Origin of the sequence: Brevibacillus sp. FIR094, from assembly GCF_050477165.1 — a bacterium.
Taxonomy (GTDB): Bacteria; Bacillota; Bacilli; order Brevibacillales; family Brevibacillaceae; genus Brevibacillus.
Map to the genome: position 1 here is coordinate 66,162 of NZ_JBEAES010000009.1, position 15,461 is coordinate 81,622.

14 protein-coding genes and 1 pseudogene are annotated in these 15,461 nt (G+C 49.6%); 5 read left to right on the forward strand and 10 right to left on the reverse strand.

Annotated elements, in window-relative coordinates:
- Positions 1 to 51: 51 nt before the first annotated feature.
- From ACQ5DJ_RS09705 to ACQ5DJ_RS09715, 3 genes are all read right to left on the reverse strand, one after another.
- Positions 52 to 1,800, reverse strand: coding sequence for an ABC transporter substrate-binding protein (locus tag ACQ5DJ_RS09705; RefSeq protein WP_429842271.1), 1,749 nt, complete (start codon positions 1,798 to 1,800; stop codon positions 52 to 54).
- A 166-nt stretch (positions 1,801 to 1,966) separates the two neighbouring features.
- A complete protein-coding gene (locus ACQ5DJ_RS09710) occupies positions 1,967 to 2,914 on the reverse strand; it encodes a phosphotransferase family protein (protein ID WP_429842272.1) in 948 nt (315 codons plus the stop codon).
- A 16-nt stretch (positions 2,915 to 2,930) separates the two neighbouring features.
- Complete coding sequence (locus ACQ5DJ_RS09715) at positions 2,931 to 3,587, reverse strand: TetR/AcrR family transcriptional regulator (protein WP_429842273.1); 657 nt, start codon at positions 3,585 to 3,587, stop codon at positions 2,931 to 2,933.
- Between the two features lie 117 nt (positions 3,588 to 3,704).
- Between ACQ5DJ_RS09715 and ACQ5DJ_RS09720 the strand changes: the two genes are divergently transcribed.
- Positions 3,705 to 4,076, forward strand: a complete 372-nt coding sequence (locus ACQ5DJ_RS09720) for a hypothetical protein (RefSeq protein ID WP_396471894.1) — start codon at positions 3,705 to 3,707, stop codon at positions 4,074 to 4,076.
- A gap of 453 nt (positions 4,077 to 4,529) precedes the next feature.
- On the opposite strand, the gene ACQ5DJ_RS09725 is transcribed toward ACQ5DJ_RS09720, so the two are convergent.
- Both ACQ5DJ_RS09725 and ACQ5DJ_RS09730 read right to left on the reverse strand, forming a co-directional pair.
- A complete protein-coding gene (locus ACQ5DJ_RS09725) occupies positions 4,530 to 4,916 on the reverse strand; it encodes a VOC family protein (protein WP_429842274.1) in 387 nt (128 codons plus the stop codon).
- Positions 4,917 to 4,977: 61 nt separating this feature from the next.
- Positions 4,978 to 6,360 (reverse strand): PLP-dependent aminotransferase family protein, encoded by a 1,383-nt coding sequence (locus ACQ5DJ_RS09730; RefSeq protein ID WP_429842275.1) that lies wholly within the window; start codon positions 6,358 to 6,360, stop codon positions 4,978 to 4,980.
- A gap of 122 nt (positions 6,361 to 6,482) precedes the next feature.
- On the opposite strand from ACQ5DJ_RS09730, the gene ACQ5DJ_RS09735 reads away from it, so the two are divergent.
- The gene (locus ACQ5DJ_RS09735) at positions 6,483 to 6,899 is read left to right on the forward strand and encodes a GNAT family N-acetyltransferase (RefSeq protein WP_429842276.1); all 417 of its coding nucleotides are present in this window, start codon (positions 6,483 to 6,485) and stop codon (positions 6,897 to 6,899) included.
- On the opposite strand, the gene ACQ5DJ_RS09740 is transcribed toward ACQ5DJ_RS09735, so the two are convergent.
- Positions 6,886 to 7,950 carry a CapA family protein gene (locus ACQ5DJ_RS09740; protein WP_429842277.1) on the reverse strand — a complete coding sequence of 355 codons (1,065 nt, stop codon included), beginning with the start codon at positions 7,948 to 7,950 and terminating at the stop codon, positions 6,886 to 6,888. The two genes, ACQ5DJ_RS09735 and ACQ5DJ_RS09740, sit on opposite strands and share 14 nt — an antisense overlap.
- A 236-nt stretch (positions 7,951 to 8,186) precedes the next feature.
- On the opposite strand from ACQ5DJ_RS09740, the gene ACQ5DJ_RS09745 reads away from it, so the two are divergent.
- Complete coding sequence (locus ACQ5DJ_RS09745; protein ID WP_429842278.1) at positions 8,187 to 10,781, forward strand: LuxR C-terminal-related transcriptional regulator; 2,595 nt, start codon at positions 8,187 to 8,189, stop codon at positions 10,779 to 10,781.
- Here the strand turns inward: ACQ5DJ_RS09745 and ACQ5DJ_RS09750 are convergent.
- The 4 genes from ACQ5DJ_RS09750 to ACQ5DJ_RS09765 all read right to left on the reverse strand — a co-directional run bounded on the left by ACQ5DJ_RS09750 (position 10,778) and on the right by ACQ5DJ_RS09765 (position 13,592).
- Positions 10,778 to 11,644, reverse strand: coding sequence for an SDR family oxidoreductase (locus tag ACQ5DJ_RS09750; protein ID WP_429842279.1), 867 nt, complete (start codon positions 11,642 to 11,644; stop codon positions 10,778 to 10,780). The genes ACQ5DJ_RS09745 and ACQ5DJ_RS09750 overlap by 4 nt on opposite strands.
- A 3-nt stretch (positions 11,645 to 11,647) precedes the next feature.
- On the reverse strand, positions 11,648 to 12,151 hold the full coding sequence (locus ACQ5DJ_RS09755; RefSeq protein ID WP_429842280.1) for a hypothetical protein: 504 nt from the start codon (positions 12,149 to 12,151) through the stop codon (positions 11,648 to 11,650).
- A gap of 94 nt (positions 12,152 to 12,245) precedes the next feature.
- Positions 12,246 to 12,776: a MarR family winged helix-turn-helix transcriptional regulator gene (locus ACQ5DJ_RS09760; RefSeq protein WP_429842281.1), complete on the reverse strand. Its 531-nt coding sequence runs from the start codon at positions 12,774 to 12,776 to the stop codon at positions 12,246 to 12,248.
- A 45-nt stretch (positions 12,777 to 12,821) separates the two neighbouring features.
- Positions 12,822 to 13,592, reverse strand: a complete 771-nt coding sequence (locus ACQ5DJ_RS09765) for a 3-hydroxyacyl-CoA dehydrogenase (RefSeq protein ID WP_429842282.1) — start codon at positions 13,590 to 13,592, stop codon at positions 12,822 to 12,824.
- A gap of 195 nt (positions 13,593 to 13,787) precedes the next feature.
- On the opposite strand from ACQ5DJ_RS09765, the pseudogene ACQ5DJ_RS09770 reads away from it, so the two are divergent.
- Together ACQ5DJ_RS09770 and ACQ5DJ_RS09775 are read left to right on the forward strand one after the other, a co-directional pair.
- Positions 13,788 to 14,876 (forward strand): annotated as a pseudogene (locus ACQ5DJ_RS09770) (DUF418 domain-containing protein).
- 95 nt (positions 14,877 to 14,971) lie between these two features.
- Positions 14,972 to 15,445: a GNAT family N-acetyltransferase gene (locus ACQ5DJ_RS09775; RefSeq protein ID WP_429842283.1), complete on the forward strand. Its 474-nt coding sequence runs from the start codon at positions 14,972 to 14,974 to the stop codon at positions 15,443 to 15,445.
- Positions 15,446 to 15,461: the final 16 nt, after the last annotated feature.

Genomic DNA, 15,461 nt, shown 5'->3' on the forward strand with positions numbered 1-15,461 from the left:
GCCCAGCCCCAGGGCCGGGCACAACATTCGTGAGTCAGTTACTCGAACTTGTTACTCGATTTTGATACCAGGCAGGCTGGTCGAAATACCCGTGAACGGATTCGGCTCCAAGCCCTTGATCTTGCCGTTATGCGCAGACAAAATTTTGCGGTAGCCGAGGAAGATGTACGGTGGGTCATCGCTCAGCTCTTTATACAGGTCTTTGTAGATCGCTTTACGCTTCTCGATGTCCAGCGTAGATAGACCTGCTTCCAGCAATTCGTCTACTTTGGCATTGGAGTAACCATTCGTTCCGGTAAATCCGCTCTTGCCCTTTTTCGTCGAGAAGGCGTCTACACCGTCATCTGGATCGATCAGCATCGTGGTCGAGAACGAAGCGAGGTCGTGATCGCCTTTTTCCGTCCGTGCCAAAACGGCGTTGTAGTCCATCATTTCCGCTTCAAACTGGATGCCCAGCTCTTTGTAGTTTTCTTTGGCAATCGGGATCAGTACCTCTCCCAGCTTTCCTTTTGTCGTGTAGTAATGCACGATCAGCTTTTGTCCGTCTTTTTCACGGATACCGTCCCCACCCGGCTTCCAGCCCGCTTCATCCAGGAGTTGCTTCGCCTTTTCCGGATTGTAGGCGTACGGATTGACCTCCTCCGTATAGGCCCACGAAACAGGGCTGATCGGTACATTGGCGACTTGCGCGTATCCTTGGTAGGTCAGGTCCAGAATTTTTTGGCGATCCAGTCCGTAGATGAAGGCTTGGCGGACGCGCTTGTCTTTGAAAAATGGATTGGAATGATTGAACTTGATGTACGAATAGGCACTGGATGTGTACAGATTGATATTCACGTATCCCAGCTCTTGCAATTGCTCAATGTTATCCGAGTTGACGGTAAAGGAGTTGTAATCCATTTCCCCTGTCTGGATAAACTGTAGAGCGTCGCCCTCGGTCGTCTTGTAGATAAAGTGCTCGACTTGCGGCTTGCCCGCGAAATAGTGCTCGTTTGCGAGATAGCGGACTTCTTGACCAGGAATGTACGCCTCAAATTTGTAAGGTCCAGCTCCCAATGGCTTGCCGTGCAGGGTGCGGACATACTCCAGATTGCCTGGTTTGTACTCCTTGCCGTAGTACGCCTTGGAGAGCACCTGCCCGCCTAACAGGACGAGAGATTTGGCGTTCACTTTTTCCGTCGTGATCTGGATCGTCTGTGGATCAATCACCTTTATTCCTTCGATCGTGTTCGCTTTGCCTTCCTTGTATTCACGACCACCCTTGATACTTGCTACGAAAATGTCCGTTTCGCCATCGTACGTTTTGTCGTGCAAAATCGTCAGTGTAAACGCGACATCCTCAGCCGTCAGCGATGAACCATCGCTGAATTTCAGATTCGGTCTCAGGTGGAACGTATACGTGAGCTGGTCAGGAGATACGTCCCATTTTTCCGCGAGCTTGGGTACTGGTTTTCCTGTCGCATCGACATCCACCAGTGATTCGAAGATCGCTGAGGAGACGTTGCCATCGTAGCCATTGTGATAAAAAAACGGGTTAAACACCCCACCCGGCTCTGTCAGTCCCGCAATGAATGTATCGGTCCTTTTGGCTGCTACTTCCGGCAGCTTGGATAAATCCGTCGCTAAATTGATACCGTCTTTTATGTCTTGCACCTTGCTGGCAGCAGGTACTGATGCTTCTGTTGACGGAGTCGCCGTTTGTGTCGAGGGAGCCGGCGCACTGCCTTCGGAGCTGCACCCTGTTACCAACAGAGTCCCTACTAGCAAGCTTGAGATGATTTGCGTAAGCCTTTTTTTCATGGTGATCCTCCTTCATATCCACTCACTTAAGTGAAACCAGCTCCTCCGGTGGTCCGGTCGGATCGAGAAACAATAACTTATAATTCTTACCTGTTTACTATGAATTAGATTATAGGTATCGATACCGGATCGGTCAACAGTTTTTTCCAAACAAAAAAAGCCCCGATTATTCGAGGCTCTCATTCGTCATATGCCTTTTATACGGAATGCCTAGTTTTTCAAACGCCTGCATCACGAATAGAGAATGTCGCTCACGCATGGTTTCCTCTATCCTTTTTTCCAATCCCCAATCAGATAGGTTCGAAGCTGGCCGCAGTGCCGCACACAAATCCCAGTACGGAAGCTGGGTATAATCGAGTGTCTTGCTGGCAGAAGATTGATAATGAAGCGTAAACTCTTGCATGGCATCCAATCCAAATGCCCACAAAATCTCCAGTCTGGCATTGCCGAGATCAGATAAGGGGTCGCCGATCGCAGCATCCTCCCAATCGATGACAGCAGCCAGTTTTTCTTCCTTCCACATCGTATTTCCCGGCCAGAAATCGCCATGCAACAGAGATGCTGCATTCGACTGCGGCAGCGGCCAAACGGACTCCAGCACTTCGCGAATGAGTCCCTCATCCAATGAGTTATCCAGGCTCGCAGGTCTTTTGTGGAGCTTCGCTGTTATCGCTTCTTCTTGTTTCGGCAAATGAGTGCCCGCCAGTCTAGAAGCGTCTACCGAATGGATGCGAGTCAGCACCTCAGCTGCTTGTTGCAGAAAGCTGGACAAGTTGGCTGGTGCGGTGACTGTCTGTCCTTCTATGAATTCGATAACAAGGCACGGTGTGGGAAACATATCACTGGCTGCTTCGAGATGATAAGGCGTTGGTGTCGGCAAGTCAGCTGACTTCAGTATTTGCAAAAGTTTGAATTCATCTGATGCGATCTGCGGATTTCGCTTGAGGTCAGCCTGACCATGCTCGCGGACGACTACTTTTTTCTTCGTGCCGTCAGGGTTCTCCATTTCTAGCGCGGTGACCTGTGCAGAAATCCCGCCTTTTAGCTCCCATGCATGAAGGAGCTTGGCTGACGGGTTCATCTTATGTACCAGGCATGTCCATTTCTCATCCATCTATTTTTTTCCCCCTTTATGCTCCACTGTCTGATTGTCTATACAGTCCTACCTTCATCATTTCCATATACGATTCTAATTCCGCAAAAAAGGATTGGACCTGTGCGAAGCCTTTATCGCTGGCTTCGTAGTTTTCGCGGACGTACTTTTGCGTCAAGGCCTCTACTGCCGACAGCAAAAAATGCAGCGCCTTCTGTGGATCGAACTGCGCTTTGATCAATGACGTATCGACTTGCTCCAGAAACAAGGGAATATATCGCGCATTGAACTGTGTTTCTCTGTCTTCGATCTCAGCCCGGCATTCCTCGGGATAATCGAAAAAGGTCGCAACTGCCATTTGATAAATAGCTGGTTCCTCGGCAAAGAGCGCCATTTTCGCTTGATTGACATGAAGAAATCGCGCAAAAAAGTCTTGCGGCGCCGCTTCCATTCGCGCCTGTATATAGGCAAAAAAACGTTCGGTACAAGCATCGACAATCGCGAGAAACAGTCCCTTTTTATTCCCGAAAAAGTGGAACAGCATCCCCTTTGATACGCCTGCGTTCTGGACAATTTGATTGGTGGAGCCTCGTTCATAGCCTTTCGCGGAAAATTCAACAAGGGCCGCTTCCAGCAGCTTTCGCTTGTTCAGCTCCAATGTTTCGTCCTGCCAAATTCCTTTTATGTCTGTCACCTTCTCTCCGTTCTTCTTTTTCCTATCATAACGCACATTGACCAGGTGGTCAAAACGGAGTTATACTTTCCTCGAAGACTTCATCATCTATATTCCACGACAAGGAAGTGATGCCTGATGACACGGACATTGCCCGTATTCGCCCGTATCATCCTTGGATTGATTTTGCTTGGAGCAGGTGTGAATGGTTACATTGTCTTGTTTGGATTCGAGCCTATCTTTCCAACCAGTCCTGCTGCTATGGAGCTTTTGCAAGGGTATTTGCTGGTTCTGGTCAAAACCGTCGAAATCATCTGTGGATTGCTATTCCTAACCAACCGCTTCGTCCCACTGGCTCTAACCGCCACCGCTCCGCTTGCTGTCAACATTTTGACGTTCCACCTGTTTGTCGATCCCGACATGCTCGCTATGGGACTGATTGTCGCGATTTTGGAAGTGTATTTGCTGTGGAGCTATCGTCGTAGCTTTCGTCAGTTGATGACGATGTAGGCAAAAAGACAAAGACTATATTCCGTCTGTTGTGGTCGGGGGAAGCCCTGCCACATGTTTTCCAGTCGCCTGTATCCTCTCTTCGTTCGGGCGGTCTCCTTCCAAACATGTGACAGGACTTTCGAACAGCTGTGGATTCCTTCGTATGTTTAAACGTTTTGCAAGAACTAACGAAAAGCTACGTAGGAAGAAGCGAATTTCCAGTCCAAGCGCCTCTGGAGCCCGCCCTAGCGCAGGAAAAAATGGCGGGGAATTTCAGCTTCACTTATGAATGACCTCCTCGAAACTTCTACGTTTGAAGCGCTCCCGTCATTTATTCCGAAGCGGACAGTGATACACCTTGCGGGGCGTAGGCCGAAGCGTAGACTGGAAATTCGCTTCTTCTCTCCACTACAGCTACTTCATAAAAACGAAAAAAAGCCGGTACCAAAAGGTGTACCGGCTTTTCAAATATCATCTTTTCGGTAAATGAATCTGCCACGATATTCCGTAACGATCTTGAACCCATCCAAACTTTTCACTGAACGGATATTGTCCAAGCGGCATAAGGACTTGTCCATCCGAGGAAAGCTGTCCAAAAACACGGTCAATTTCTTCCTCCGTATCACAGTTCACAAACAACGAAATCGCAGGAGTAAAGGCGTGATCGTCACCGTTCGTATTGTCGATACACATGAAGGTCTGGCCTTTTAATGTAAAGGTAGCTTGCAGGACTTGTCCATTCTCATGATGCATGACCTGCTTGATTTCTGAGCGATCAAAAATAGAAGTGTAAAACTTCATCGCTTCTTCCGCTTGTCCATGGAACATGAAAAACGTAGTGATAGCTTGCACTGACAATCACTCCTTTTCGTGATGTTATACGTCTCCATTCTACCCATTCCTCAACTATACATAACCACTAGATCCAATCGATGATCCGCCACTGACCTTCTTTTCTTTGCTTCTGCAAAAGTCCCGTAGCTGTCTCTGCTAAGAGGGCGATCCCTCTCTCTATCTTATCAGCATCTGTTTGGATAATACTAATTCGCAACCCGTTTTCACGCGGGAAGGTAGGCAAATAGCTCTGGTTCGTAGACATGGCCCGCACGTTTTGCTGGTGCAACGCCGCGATGATATCCTGGGCGTCCAGCTCATCGGGAAGCAGCACTCTCGAAAAAATCCCGCCTGTTCCGATTTGTGCCTGAAGCTGCGGGGGAAGATAGCGCCGACAACACTCGGCCAATGTCTCCATCCGCAGGCGATAACGTTCCCGGACAAGGGCAGCATGATGTTCGTACATCCCGCAATTCAAATACAACTCCAAAGCCGCCTGAGACAAGACGGCCGTACTGGAATCGCATGATGCTTTAAACAACCGGAACGTTTCCATCACGGAAGGGGGAAGGACGACTGTCGCCAATCGAAGTCCGGGTAGCATGATCTTGGAAAAGCTTTTGACGTACAGGACACGACCTGATTGATCGTAGCTGTAGATCGGGTCTGCCTTCAGACTGGTTTCCATGTCCGCCAGATAGTCATCCTCGACGATGTAAACATCGTAGCGCTGAGCCAGCTTGGCGATTTGTTTCTTTTGCTCTGTTGTATAGCTTGTCCCCAACGGATTGTGAAACCGGGGAACCGTGTAGAAAAACTTGATTTGGTTGTTGCGGAAATGCCGCTCTAGCTCATCCATGTCGATGCCTGCCGCAGTCCGCTGGATGCCCAGAACGGTAACTCCCAGCAGCTCAAGTGAACGCAGCATGCCGTGAAAGGTAGGTTGTTCGACTAGCACTGCATTCTTTCCATTTGGAAACGGCATGGAGGCGAGCAGATGCAACGCTTGCTGAGCTCCCGAAACGACGCAAATTTGCGAAGGGGATGCAAACACTTGTGATTGAGCGAGATGGCTCTCCAAAGTCCGGCGCAAGGAGAAAAAGCCCTGGGGGTCCGAATAGGAGAACAACTGATCTTCATATAATTCAATCGCACGGTTTAGACAATGCTGGAAATCTTTGAATGGCATGACTTCTGAGTCGGGGCTGGCTGCCGTAAAGTCAATTCGCTCCTCTGGAAAACGCGTACTTTGAAGAGGCCGAAGGACCGCGTAATAACCGCTTTTGGGAATAGAATAAATGAAGTGCTCCTTCTCCAGCTCTTGATACGCCCGTATCGCCGTATTCAAACTGCACGACCAACGCTCGGATGCAGTACGAATCGACGGCAGCTTCTCCCCTGGCTTGATTGTATGGGTGCGAAGCTGTTCTTTAATGCTGTCTTTCACCACTTCGTATTTATTCTTCATCCCATTCACTCCCCCGTTATCTGTGTGGGTACAGATTCACTTTTCTCTCCTTTATGCGCCCTAGTCCCTTGAGTATAGTGAATCGTAAGCAAAGGAGTAAATACAAAGATGGAGGGATACAGATGGAAGCAAGACACGCGACACTGCCTTACAAAATCAGTGATGAGAAAGCTTTACTCGATATCGAGCGCATTAGCGATTGGCTGTCGACAACGTATTGGGCGTCAGAACGCTCCAAGGAAATGATCCTAAAAAGTATCGGAAATTCACTCTGTTTCGGATTGTATGGTGAGGATGGACAGGCTGGGTTCGTCCGGGTTGTGAGTGATCACGCGACGATTTCCTGGGTGTGTGATGTCTTCGTCGACCCGGAACATCGAGGTAAGGGATTGAGCAAATGGCTCATGGAAGTGATGGTGGAACACCCAGACATCCGTCATACGAGCATGATACTCGCTACTCGGGATGCTCATGGCTTATACGAACAATATGGTTTCACACGAAGAGAAATGATGCGGCGACTCGTTATTGAGGCTTAGACTCCGTTACCTCCCCTTTTTCGGATATGCTCGCCCCATAGGAAATACGATTGAGCTTGTCGATGATCCTCTTTTTGTTTTTCTCGTCCATCGGAGCAGGCTGACCGTTCGCGAGCTTCACCGGGATCACGCGGCTCTTGCTCCCGTCTTTTGAAAACGTTAGTTGGACCATCATGGCTTCGCGACCTTTCGGATTGCGCGAGGTGGTAAACACAAAATTCCCTACACTGTAGTAGATCGGCGCCTTTTTATAGAACTCGACGCCCATAATCGAATGGCTGTGCGACCCGACAATGGCATCCACACCGCTGTCGATCAGCTTTTTCGCCATCTCGCGCGCATATGGTTCCGGGTAATCCTTATATTCCAGATTCCAATGCATGACCGCAATCGTAATATCTGACTCCGCCACTGCCTTTTTTACATGGGACAGCATCGGCTCATAAGAGTAGGCATGTGCGAGACCTGGCTTGTTTTTTCGCGCATACCAACGCTCATTTGGAAGGATACGGCTGATCCCGATGACTGCCACGCGTTTCCCCTTGATCGTTTGGATGTAGGAAGTGAATGCTTCTTCCTCGTTTTTCCCCGCCCCCACGTAACCGATCTTTGCCTTTTTCAGATGCTCCATTGTGTCAGAGAGTGCGTCCATTCCGTAATCCAGCGAATGATTATTCGCCAGATTGACCACGTCGAAACCCGCGTTCACGAGCCCCTGCAACGACTCTGGCTTCGCACGATAGGTATATTCCTTTTTCTCCGGACGTCCCCGCGTACTGACTGGTGTCTCCAGATTGCCAATCGTCAAGTCTGCCTGCTTGAGAAAATCCGCTGTTTTTAGAAACGGATAATCTACGCCGTACCGCCCGATCTGATTCCCGACGCTCTTATCCAAAATCATATCCCCGACAAACGCTACCTGAATGGAATCCTGCTCCTGCAAATCCCCTTCGCTGCTCGCCTGGACGGCGACAGATTCCGTACCCATCGCAACACAAAGCATCACAGCAGCTACCACGATTACGGCGTATTTCCATCGTCCAATCTTCATGCCCCTCAACCCATCTCTCTTTTTGCTTCCATTCTAGAAGGGGTGGGATGTGAAGCCTGTTGAAGCATGTCTTGCTTCCATGGAAATTTCTCGCCTTAAAGTGACGGGTATGCAAAAGTTGGCGGTTTAGGTCCTGCTTCTTGAGACAAAAGATTCTTTCTTTTTTCAAATGTCGATTTTTGCCGATAACAAGTATAATGGACAAATACGATTCTAATACATAGGACGGTACAAACATGCTCCATCATTCCATTATGCTGAAAACCAAAACAGCAATGCCCGCCGTTCGGTCGAATAGCGTTCATAGGAGCCGACTGCTGCAAAAAATGGACGCTGGTCTGCAATGTCGACTGACCACTTTATACGCCCCAGCCGGGTATGGAAAAACGACCTTGCTCAGTCAATGGGCTCATCAGTACGGCGGTACCACCGTATGGCTCTCACTCGATGAGATGGATAATGACCTGATTCGCTTTTGGAGATACATCGTATTTACGCTATCTGAATCTGACTTCGCAGAACTCTCCGAACGAATGGAACCAGCCATGAAGGCAACCAGTCATACCTCGATCTTTACCTTCATCGATTCCCTGCTCAATGAACTTACTTCTACGACACTGCCCCTTGCTATCATTCTCGATGACTACCACGTGATCTCGGATGAGACGATTCACAACAGTCTCGCTTATTTTTTGGAATATGTCCCGAGCCACGTCCATTTGTACATCGCCAGTCGCAACACGTTGCCTTTTTCTACAGTCAAATGGAACGTACGTCATGAAGTATGTCACATTGAGTCGGGACAATTTCTTTTCAGTCATCAAGAGACGGACAGCTTTTACCGGCAGGTTCACGATTTACCTCTGACCGAAATACAAATCGAGCAACTGGTGAAAAGCACAGAGGGATGGGTCGCCGGCTTGCAGCTCGCTGCCATTTCCCTCGTGAATATGGAGAACCACGATCAATTTTTTGCCGGATTTACTGGCTCTCATCGCAATATTTCGGAGTATTTGTTTCATGAAGTGATCATGCGACTCCCGGAAGAGGAGCGCAGCTTCTTACTCAAAACCTCTGTGCTGGCGAGAATGGACGCTCACGTGTGCCACGCTCTGACCGGCCTACCCCACTGCCAACAAATGCTGACCCACTTGCACCGCCAAAACATTTTCTTAATCCCGCTGGATGATTACGGGACGTGGTATCGGTACCATCACTTGTTTGCCGATTTTTTGCGCAGTCAATTGGAGCAGACAGCTCCCGGAGAAGCACGTGAGCTACACCGGCTAGCCAGTGAGAGCTATGCGGGGCGTGGAATGATGGACGAAGCGATTGATCATGCGATTGCCGCTGCCGATTACAAGTTGGCTGTAAGCTTCCTTGCGCAGCATATTCCGGTACTACTCCAACGCGGCGAGTTTTCCAGCTTTCTCAGAACGCTGGACAGCATCCCTGATCACGCGGACTATTTCTCACCACTTTTTCGCCTGATCTATGTGTTCCTCTTGGTTACCTGTGTTCAAACGGATCGGGCAGAGCTCGCCCTCACCGAATTGGAGCAAAGCATTGCGGACATAGAAGATTCAACAGAGCATCGGCAGTTTTTGAGCGGTCTGTTTTTTGTACGAGCGAATTTGGTGTTCGCCACTATGGATTTTGATCGCTGGATCACCAGTTCTTCACAGCTAAGTGGAGGATTGCCTGAGAGCCCGTTGTTTTACCACTTTAATTACAACACGACAGAACCATTTATTCGGCGAACGAGATTCGGGTTAAAAGGAATACTTTCCGATCAGACCGAGCTTGTAGGCAATCAGTTCTCCGACATACTTGAAGCACATGGCTGGAAGGACTCCTTGATCAATTTGTACGTCGTTCAGGCATTAGCGGAGGGGTTTTATGAGGAAAACAGGCTGGAAGAGAGCCTTGCGTATCTACAGCGCGTTCGTTTCGTTGCCCTGCACAAGCAAATTCCTGGCCTACTCGTCCCTTATGTCCTGACATCCGCCAAAATCAAGCTGGTAGAGGGGAATTTTTCTGCGGCCCGCAAAATCGTTTCGGAGGCAGTGGAGACGGCCGCGAGCTGGGGTGCTACGTATTGGTTCAACCCGTTACAAGCATTTCTCGCACACATCGCGATCCAGGAAGGGGACATCGCTTTGGCGAAAGCGGAGTTGTCCAAGCTTCCCCCTTCTATTTTGAATCAGCCTAGCATTCAGAGAGAATTAGAAGTTTTGACTTATGTCCGTTTGTTGCTCGCCCAGCAGCAGGAACAGGAAGCCCTGCGTATTTTAGCGATCCTAAAGCCATCCAGTATTCGTGAGGAGCTATTAATCAGTCAGGTAGAAATCGCCGTTCTGCAAGCACTCGCCCACCAGCAGTGCGGTAACAAAAAGGAAGCGCTGGCTTTCCTCCACGAAGCGCTCTTGATTGGCGGTAACAACTGTTACGTCCGTAGCTTTCTGGACGAGGGAACGGCGATGTCCCACCTCTTGCACGATTACCAACTACGCTTGAAAAAACGATCCCAACAACCAGGTCCGTCCGTATCTGCTGCGTATGTCAATCAACTGCTATCCCTTTTCCCTAAGAAAATAGAGAAAAGAAAAGCTCCTTTGATCGAGCCGCTAACCGGAAAGGAAATGATCATCCTATCCATGCTGGCGCAAGGAGCATCCAACAAGATGATCGCCGATGAGCTAGGGAATACGCTCGGGACGGTCAAGGTGTATTTGCATCGGATATATGGCAAGCTCGATGTCACCAATCGCACACAAGCTCTTCTAAAAGCCCAAGAAATTTCGCTGCTAGAAAATAGCCCTGTTGATTAACGGAACTTTTCCATATGCTCTTGCAGAAAAACGTCCAGCTTGCGAGGTTCTCTGCCGAGGACACGCCTGACATCGTCTGTCGGCTTTTCCGGGATCGCTACAGACATAGCTTGAATTTCAACGACATGACTGGCGAGCCACTCCGGCATGTTTCCGTACTCCATCAGATCACGTCGGAGTGCTTCGCTATCCTTGTTGATGTACGTAATCGGGCGGTCGAGCAGATCGGACAGCTTGCTCGCAATTTGCGGATAGCTGAAAACCTCAGAACCAGTCAGGGTGTATATATGACCTGCCTTTTCAGGGTGGGTCAATACCTCTGCGGCAACATCGGCGATATCCCTGCAATCGATAAAGTTGCATGCTGTTTCGCCCATCGTACCGAAGAAAACATGTTGCGCCTTGATCGTCGGTGCGAAGCGGAGCAGATTTTGCATAAAGGCGTACGGTCGCAACACGGTACTTTTCATACCCGATTCTGATAAAACGCTCTCGATTTCCTGGTGCCATCCCGCTACGGCGACTGGCGACTTTTCGTCGTAGGCTGGACTGGATATTTTCACAATGTGTTGGATCCCAGCCTCAGCTGCTATGCGAATCATCGACGTTTCCAGCTCGACCTGATTAGGACTGTTTGAAAGGGAAAGGAAGAGCTGATTCGCACCTGCAAACGCCCGGCGCAACGATTCAGGGTCAGAAGCTTCTACTGCTGCGACTTCCACCGTAGATGCTGCCTGCTCTCCTATTAGCATCTGAAGTTTTTCCGGCGTTCTGCTCAATGCCCGGGTTGGGACACCAAGCTCTATCAATCGGTTCAAAAGTGCACGACCTATGGTTCCTGTTGCTCCCATGACTACGATCATTTTCTATCTCCTCCGTAACTCATTCATTTTTTGATGGTCATGGTTGATGGCACTACGCCACCGCCATGTGATTAACGTGCTGGCGATTATCGCTGACAGCGGGAAGTCGATCCAAACGCGACTTAGCCAAGCCAACGATTCACCGGGAGCAAAGATGACGAGTAACTCCGTTGTTAACCATGCTGCCAAGAGACCGATCACTGCCATTGTCATCCCCATAACCGCTACCAGCGCCAAATGAGGCGTGCGGGTGACCCAGCGTTTATGTATTCCACGGCTCTGTAGCCATCGCCCAAGGAGTGCGGCAATCAATGCGGATGTTCCGCCAATCGTGGTCAATGCCCCTATTTGCAGCCCTTTGTCAGCGGTGATCCATCCTCCTATGCTCGCCATGATCGCAGGAGACAAATAAGCCATGATTACTTCTCGCCATAAAACAAATGCCTTTCGCTCGGAACGTGCCCCCTTGATCGGATAAACACCTCCCGCTTTTGCAGGGTCATGCATGCTTTTCACCTCCTTTCCCCTTTTCAAAAAATGATTAGGAACCTAACTATATAGGGATGAAAATGGGCTAGCTACCTAGCCCGCTTTATGCTTACTATTCATCTGTCAGTGCCGAGATGCCTTGTGTCACGCGGCCCAGCAGGTCGAGAAACACACTGCGCTCCTGGATATTGAGCAATCCGACCATCGCTTCCAATCTCGCAAAGTGCTCAGGCGCCATTTCACGCAGCTTGCTAGCCCCGAGATCCGTTAAAATGACCGATTTTTGCCTGCCATCTTTTGCACTCGCTCGTCGGGAAACAAGGCCATCGCGCTCCAGGATGTCGATCAGACCAGTAACAGTAGCACGTGTTACCCCTAGATGCTCTGCTAATTGTGACGGCAGCACTTCCCCACCGTTATCCTCAAGGTCTGCCAATAAGCGATATCGTCCCGTTGATAAGCCGAATCTGGCAAAATGTATTTCGGCCGCATGCCCAAGCTTGGCTCCTGCCTCCATCAGCCTAGCGGCGACGAGTACAGCTTGCGCATCAACATCGAGTCCATACCGATCAATCTGGCGCTGCGATTGAACAAGCGATGGGATCGCATCTTCTTGTTTTCTTCCGTTTGAATGGTTTGTCATGGATATAGTATGGAACCTAATTATTTTTTTGTCAACACATCTTCTCTATTTCGGTGCCATCCTGATTGCCCCATCCAGCCGGATCGTTTCTCCATTCAACATCGGATTGGTCAAGATGCTGTTCACGAGCATCGCGTATTCTTGCGGATCACCCATGCGTGCGGGAAAAGGAACAGTCGCACCCAACGTAGCTTTTTCAGAGCGCGGGAGCTGGTCGTACATTGGCGTGTCAAATAGACCCGGAGCAATTGCCATCACGCGTATGCCATACGAAGCCAGGTCTCTTGCTAGCGGCAGGGTCATGCTTACGATTCCTCCTTTGGAGGCGCTATAGGCCACCTGCCCCACCTGCCCTTCAAAAGCCGCCACCGATGCAGTATTGATGATGACACCCCGCTCCCCCTGTTGATTTGGCTCGTTTCCTGCCATATGCTCTACCGCCAACCGAATGACATTAAAAGTACCGATCAGATTGACTGCTATGACTTTGCTGAAGGATTCCAGTGGATGTGGGCCGTTTCGCGACAGCGTTTTTTGTGCCAACCCGATCCCCGCACAGTTGACCACGGCGTGAATCGTACCGAATGTGCCAGCAGCCTGATCGATTGCCTCCCGCACACTCGCCTCACTCATGACATCCGTATGCACGAACAAAGCGTTTTCACGCCCCAGCTCATTCGCCAGCGCTTGCCCCTTCTCTACCGTCAAATCAAGAATGGCTACTCTTCCCCCGTGTTGAACTACATTCCTCACAGCGGCTTCTCCCAAACCGGAAGCACCACCCGTTACTATGGCAACCACTTCCCGCATATCCAAGCCATTCTCTCCCTTCCTCTACAATGGCATCCGCATTCGGAGAAAAGCTTTGCAAGTTGGATACCAACCGAATCCCCCCTTGGCACACGTGGTTTTTACAAGTGACAAGCAGTCTCGACCTTCTCAAATCCAGACAGATATGAGACATCTCTGTCCGGGCAAAGGACAGTTGTGCTTATCGAGGAAAGAACCCGGATGAAAGTGTCTTCTACCAGAGTTATTGGTCTCGATTTTGCACGGGCGTGGGCCATGCTGGGTATGATGATCGTCAACTACGTCGTCATCTTGAACGCAGAGCATAACGGGCCTGACTGGCTCATTGCTTTATCCAGTTTGTTTCAAGGTAGAGCATCTACCGTATTCGTTGTTTTAGCGGGAATCGGCATTGCGTATATGACAAGAAAAGCGAGAACCTCAGGTGACCCGGCCCTCTTGCAGGCTAGCCGCCACGTCCTTTGGAAGCGCTCCCTGTTTTTATTCGTGACCGGGATGTTGCTCTATCTCGGTAGTTGGAGTGGCGACATCCTGCATTACTACGGTGTCTATATGCTCATCGCCTCCTTCCTCCTCGGCGAATCGTGGAAAACGCTTCTTCTCGCATTTAGCGGTATCCTGCTCACAGCTCAAACGCTACAATTGTCGCTCAACTACATGCAAGGGTGGGACCCGAAGCAACCATTTCTCGAGTATCTTGATTTTTGGACAGTCGAAGGATTCCTGCGCAACTTGCTGTAAAACGGCTATCACCCAGTATTTCCCTGGATGTGCTTTTTCCTTCTCGGCTTGTGGCTGGGTCGACTCAACCTGCTCGATCGATCTGTACGCAAAAAAATGTTGGGCTGGGCAACCGCCCTGTTCGTTAGCTTGGAGGTTTTATCGTATGGGTTGATCAAGCTCTCTATTCCAGTCGTCGGAAGCGAGATCGCCCTATTTTTATGGGGAACGAAGCCAGTGCCACCCAACTTGTTTTATGTGCTGTCCAGCTCAAGCACCGCTGTCATCATCATCCTTCTGTGCGTCAGCTTTGCGGAAAAATTCGCGAACAGCTGGTTTACGCAGACATGGGTAAAAACCGGACAGCTGACACTGACACACTACGTCAGCCATATCATTGTCGGTCTCGGCTTCCTCGCCTTGATTGGCAGACTCGAAAATCAAACGCTCGCTTTTGCGATGCTCTACGCCGTAGGATTCTTCCTCTTTTCCATTGTGCTCACGCTTGTATGGAGACGTTGGTTCGAGAGGGGACCGTTGGAGAGCATTATGAGAAAAATAAGTGGGTAACCATTCTGTGGGTTCATCCGTCTGCTATATAGGAGAATTTTACTAATCATGCATACACCAATTTCGAAGTAGTCAGACGAACTGGAGATGATCTCATGAGTCCTATGGTTTTTTTCAAAAAGGCTGTCCCCGCGAACGCAGAGCAACTCACCCAAATTGCTGTTCGCTGCTTTGCAGAAGACGTCCAAAAGTATGGAGAGGGCCCTGCCGGACATGACCAGCCTGACCAGCATGTTTTGTTCATGCAAAAGGCCCATTACTATACGATCTTGCTGGATGACCAGATCGTCGGCGGTTTTTGCCTCCTTCCAGTTGATCATGAGCATTTGGAGCTGGGGATCATCTATGTCGATCCTGATAAACAAAACTTGCGTATCGGAAGACAAACCATGCAGTTCATGGAGGCTGCGTATCCACACATCAAGAAGTGGACGCTCGATACCGGCTATGAAGCCGAACGCAACCAGCACTTTTACGAGAAATGCGGTTACAAAAAGGTCGGCGAGACAGCGCCGAACGCAGTGAATGGTTTTTATAAATTCAGGTACGAAAAACGGATACCTAAATAAATAGATGGAAAGGGAG